At 71.8% G+C, this 4858-nt stretch carries 3 protein-coding genes; 2 read left to right on the top strand and 1 reads right to left on the bottom strand.

Annotation, left to right across the window (positions count from 1 at the left end):
• Positions 1-129: 129 nt before the first annotated feature.
• Together uvrA and GL263_RS21645 are read left to right on the top strand one after the other, a co-directional pair.
• Positions 130-3099, top strand: a complete 2970-nt coding sequence (gene uvrA, locus GL263_RS21650) for an excinuclease ABC subunit UvrA (protein ID WP_182857416.1) — start codon at positions 130-132, stop codon at positions 3097-3099.
• Positions 3100-3120: 21 nt separating this feature from the next.
• Positions 3121-3567 (top strand): QcrA and Rieske domain-containing protein, encoded by a 447-nt coding sequence (locus tag GL263_RS21645; protein WP_182857415.1) that lies wholly within the window; start codon positions 3121-3123, stop codon positions 3565-3567.
• Here the strand turns inward: GL263_RS21645 and GL263_RS21640 are convergent.
• Positions 3536-4525, bottom strand: a complete 990-nt coding sequence (locus GL263_RS21640) for a hypothetical protein (protein ID WP_182857414.1) — start codon at positions 4523-4525, stop codon at positions 3536-3538. The two genes, GL263_RS21645 and GL263_RS21640, sit on opposite strands and share 32 nt — an antisense overlap.
• Positions 4526-4858: the final 333 nt, after the last annotated feature.

Raw genomic sequence — 4858 nt, 5'->3', positions numbered from 1 at the left:
ACCCTCCACACCCCCGCCGGCCGCCTGCCTGCGCCGTTGGGAGTTATCGGTGGCGCGCCCATACCCTGGGCGGGGGGCCGAGCCGTACCGGCCGGTGCTCCCGCCTCCACACGAAAGGTGCCAACCGGCGTGGCTGACCGTCTGATCGTCCGTGGCGCACGCGAGCACAACCTGAAGAACGTCTCGCTCGACCTTCCGCGCGACTCGCTCATCGTCTTCACCGGGTTGTCCGGCTCCGGCAAGTCCTCGCTCGCCTTCGACACGATCTTCGCCGAGGGCCAGCGCCGTTACGTGGAATCGCTGTCCTCGTACGCGCGGCAGTTCCTCGGCCAGATGGACAAGCCGGACGTCGACTTCATCGAGGGCCTGTCCCCCGCGGTCTCGATCGACCAGAAGTCGACGTCCCGCAACCCGCGCTCCACGGTCGGCACGATCACCGAGGTGTACGACTACCTGCGGCTGCTGTTCGCCCGTATCGGCAAGCCGCACTGCCCGGAGTGCCGCCGGCCCATCGCCCGGCAGTCGCCGCAGGCGATCGTGGACAAGGTGCTCGCGCTGGAGGAGGGCAGCCGCTTCCAGGTGCTCTCGCCGCTGGTGCGCGAGCGCAAGGGCGAGTTCGTCGACCTCTTCTCCGACCTGCAGTCCAAGGGCTACAGCCGCGCCCGGGTGGACGGCGTCACCATCCAGCTCTCCGACCCGCCGACGCTGAAGAAGCAGGAGAAGCACACCATCGAGGTGGTCGTCGACCGCCTCACCGTCAAGGAGAGCGCCAAGCGCCGGCTGACGGACTCGGTGGAGACGGCGCTCGGCCTCTCCGGCGGCATGGTGATCCTCGACTTCGTCGATCTCGACGAGGACGACCCGCAGCGCGAGCGCATGTACTCCGAGCACCTGTACTGCCCGTACGACGACCTGTCGTTCGAGGAGCTGGAGCCGCGCTCGTTCTCCTTCAACTCCCCCTTCGGCGCCTGCCCCGAGTGCACCGGCATCGGTACGCGCATGGAGGTCGATCCGGAGCTGATCGTGCCGGACGAGGAGAAGTCGCTGGACGAGGGCGCGATCCACCCGTGGTCGCACGGCCACAACCGGGAGTACTTCGGCCGCCTCATCGGCGCGCTCGCCGACGCGCTGGGCTTCCGCACCGACATCCCCTGGGCCGGTCTGCCGCAGCGGGCCCGCAAGGCCCTGCTGGGCGGCCACCGCACGCGCATCGAGGTCAGCTACCGCAACCGCTACGGGCGCGAGCGGTCCTACACCACGGCGTTCGAGGGCGCGGTCCCGTTCGTCCGCCGGCGGCACGCGGAGGCCGAGAGCGACTCCGGCCGGGAGCGCTTCGAGGGGTACATGCGCGAGGTGCCCTGCCCCTCCTGCGAGGGTTCGCGGCTCAAGCCCCTGGTGCTGGCGGTGACGGTCCAGGACCGCTCGATCGCCGACGTCGCGGCGATGTCGATCAGCGAGTGCGCCGACTTCCTGCGCGGCATGAAGCTCACCGCGCGGGAGAAGACGATCGCCGAGCGGGTGCTGAAGGAGGTCAACGAACGGCTGCGCTTCCTGGTCGACGTCGGCCTGGACTACCTCTCCCTCAACCGCGCGGCCGGCACGCTCTCCGGCGGCGAGGCCCAGCGCATCCGGCTGGCCACGCAGATCGGCTCCGGTCTGGTCGGCGTGCTGTACGTGCTGGACGAGCCCTCGATCGGGCTGCACCAGCGCGACAACCACCGGCTCATCGAGACCCTGGTCCGGCTGCGCGACCTGGGCAACACCCTCATCGTCGTCGAGCACGACGAGGACACCATCAAGACCTCCGACTGGGTCGTCGACATCGGCCCGGGCGCCGGTGAGCACGGCGGCAAGGTGGTGCACAGCGGCCCGTTGAAGGAACTGCTGGCCAACGAGGAGTCGATGACCGGGCAGTACCTCGCCGGCCGGAAGTCCATCCCCACGCCGCGCAGCCGCCGGCCGGTCGACGACGGCCGCCGGATCACCGTGCACGGCGCCCGGGAGAACAACCTCCAGAACATCAGCGTGGAGTTCCCCCTCGGCGTGCTCACCGCCGTCACCGGCGTCTCCGGGTCCGGCAAGTCCACCCTGGTCAACGACATCCTCTACACCCACCTGGCGCGCGAGCTGAACGGCGCCAAGGCGGTGCCCGGCCGGCACACCCGGGTCACCGGGGACGACCTGGTCGACAAGGTCGTGCACGTCGACCAGTCCCCCATCGGCCGCACCCCCCGGTCGAACCCGGCCACCTACACCGGCGTCTTCGACCACGTCCGCAAGCTGTTCGCGGAGACGATGGAGGCCAAGGTCCGCGGCTACATGCCGGGGCGCTTCTCCTTCAACGTCAAGGGCGGCCGCTGCGAGAACTGCTCCGGCGACGGCACGATCAAGATCGAGATGAACTTCCTCCCGGACGTGTACGTCCCGTGCGAGGTGTGCCACGGCGCCCGGTACAACCGGGAGACGCTGGAGGTGCACTACAAGGGGAAGAACATCGCCGAGGTGCTCGACATGCCGATCGAGCAGGCGCTGGAGTTCTTCGAGTCGGTGCCGGCCATCGCCCGGCACCTGCGCACGCTGGACGACGTCGGTCTCGGCTACGTCCGGCTGGGGCAGTCCGCGCCGACGCTCTCCGGTGGTGAGGCGCAGCGGGTCAAGCTCGCCTCCGAGCTCCAGAAGCGCTCCACGGGCCGCACGGTCTACGTACTCGACGAGCCCACGACCGGCCTGCACTTCGAGGACATCCGCAAGCTGATCAAGGTCCTGGAGAACCTGGTCGACAAGGGCAACACGGTCATCGTCATCGAGCACAACCTCGACGTGGTCAAGACCGCCGACTGGGTCGTGGACATGGGGCCCGAGGGCGGCTCCGGCGGTGGCCTGGTCATCGCCGAGGGGACGCCCGAGGAGGTCGCCTCGGTGCCGAGCAGCCACACGGGGAAGTTCCTGCGGGAGATGCTCGGCGAGCGGGTCAGCGACGCCTCGTCCCAGAAGGCCGGCGGCGCCAAGCGCGCCACGGGCGGGCGCGGCGGAGCGAGGAGCGCGGCCCGCAAGGCGGCCGGGAGCGGGACGGCGAAGGCGGCTGCCAAGCGTGTCTGACCGGGTCGTAGGCTGTCGACCGTGACCGAACACGACTGCCCGCGCCCCTCCCGTCGGACTCTCCTCTGCGGTGCGGCGGCCGCCCCGCTGGCCGGCCTCGCCCTGACCGCCTGCGGCGGCGGGGACGGCTGGCCCCGCAGCCCCGAAGCGGAGACGCAGGCCGTCACCCTCGGCGGTGACGCCGGTGAGGTGCCGGTCGGGGGCGCGAGGATCTACCGGGAGGACCGGCTGCTGGTGTCGCAGCCGAAGAAGGGCGAGTTCCGGGCGTTCAGCGCGGTCTGCACCCACGGCGGCTGCGTGCTCTCCTCGGTGAGGGAGCTGGAGGCCGGCTGCGGCTGCCACGGCAGCCGCTTCGACGCCGCCAGCGGCGCCGTCCTGAAGACGCCGGCCACGGTCGACCTGCCGGAGTACCCGGTCACCGTCTCCGAGGGCCGGCTCATCGTCGGCCCGGGCCGCCGGGAGGGCTGAGGTTCGTCCGGCGGGTCGGAGCCCACTCCCAGCTGATCCCGAGGATGGTGTCCCGCACCCGCTCCTCGGCGAGGTGGACGCTGGGGTAGCGCCCGTCGAGCACCAGCTCCCGCCGGTCGCCCGGCGGGGCACCGGCGGAGGAGCGGGCGAAGCGGTGGCAGCGCACGGGCAGGTCGTCCGGGTCGAAGCTCACCTGGAGCACGTACTGGCCGCCGGGGTAGCTGAAGCCGCGCACGTACTCCCGGCTCTCCCCGGCGGTGCCGTCCTCGACGGTGTAGCCGATGAGCCGCGTCTCGCCGGCGCGGAGCCGGGCGTCGAGCAGCAGCTCCGCCACCACCACCCCGGCCCGCCGGTCGCCGCGCACATGTCCGACGCGGCAGTTCTCGTCCGCGCGGACGACCACCCGGTCCGGGTCGCATCCGGGGTCGCCGACGTGGATGGCGAGATAGCGGTCGACGCCGTCGCGGTGCGCCCGTAGCAGTTGCTCGGAGCGGCGGCGCAGCAGTTCCCGGCGGCGGCCGACGGTGACGCGTTCCAGCTGGCAGAGGCTGTGCACGCCGCCGTCGGAGGGCGCGCCGAGATCCGCGAGGATGGCCGCGATCGGCGCGGCGGTGTCCAGCAGCGTCCGGTAGGGGCGGGCGGACGGGGCCGCGTCGGGCGTCGGGCGCAGCAGGTCGGTGAGGGCGCCGCGCCGCAGTTCCAGCACGTCCTCCAGCGCGCCGACCGCCCGCAGCGACTCGGCCCGCGCGGGGCGGCGCTCGCCCCGCTGCCAGTAGCTGAGGGTCGTGACACCGACCCGCACGCCGCGTTCGGCGAGCCGGTGGCGCACGCGGCTGAGGGCGAGCCCACGCGCGGTGATGGCCGCGCGCAGCGCCTCGTGGAAGGGGCCGGTCCGCAGCACCCGCGCGAGGTCGGCGGGGAGCGCGGCGCGCCGCCCGGAAGCGTTGTGAACGTTCACCTCCGTCACCTCCTCGCGCGGTGTCGAAGCAGGCCGCCGGGAGGGGACGTTCACATCGTCCACCGGGCCGTTCACTTCGTCGTCCCACCTCGCATTGAAGCCTGTTGACGCGTGTTCAACAACTCCTGATCCTGGACCGCGACGTCCCACGGGGGACCGCCTCCCCACGGCGGTCAGGGACGCCCGCACCCCCCACTCAGGCCATCTCACCCGTTCACCGGGAGCATCGCCATGCCTCTGTCCCGAACGTCCGCGTCCGACACGTCCGCGTCCGACACGTCCGCCTCCCGAAGGTCCTCGGCCGCGCGCGGCCGGCTTGCCCCTGTCTCTTAT

The organism is Streptomyces durbertensis (genome assembly GCF_014156695.1).
Classification (GTDB): Bacteria; Actinomycetota; Actinomycetes; order Streptomycetales; family Streptomycetaceae; genus Streptomyces; species Streptomyces durbertensis.
This window is presented reverse-complemented; position numbering and strand designations above follow the sequence as displayed.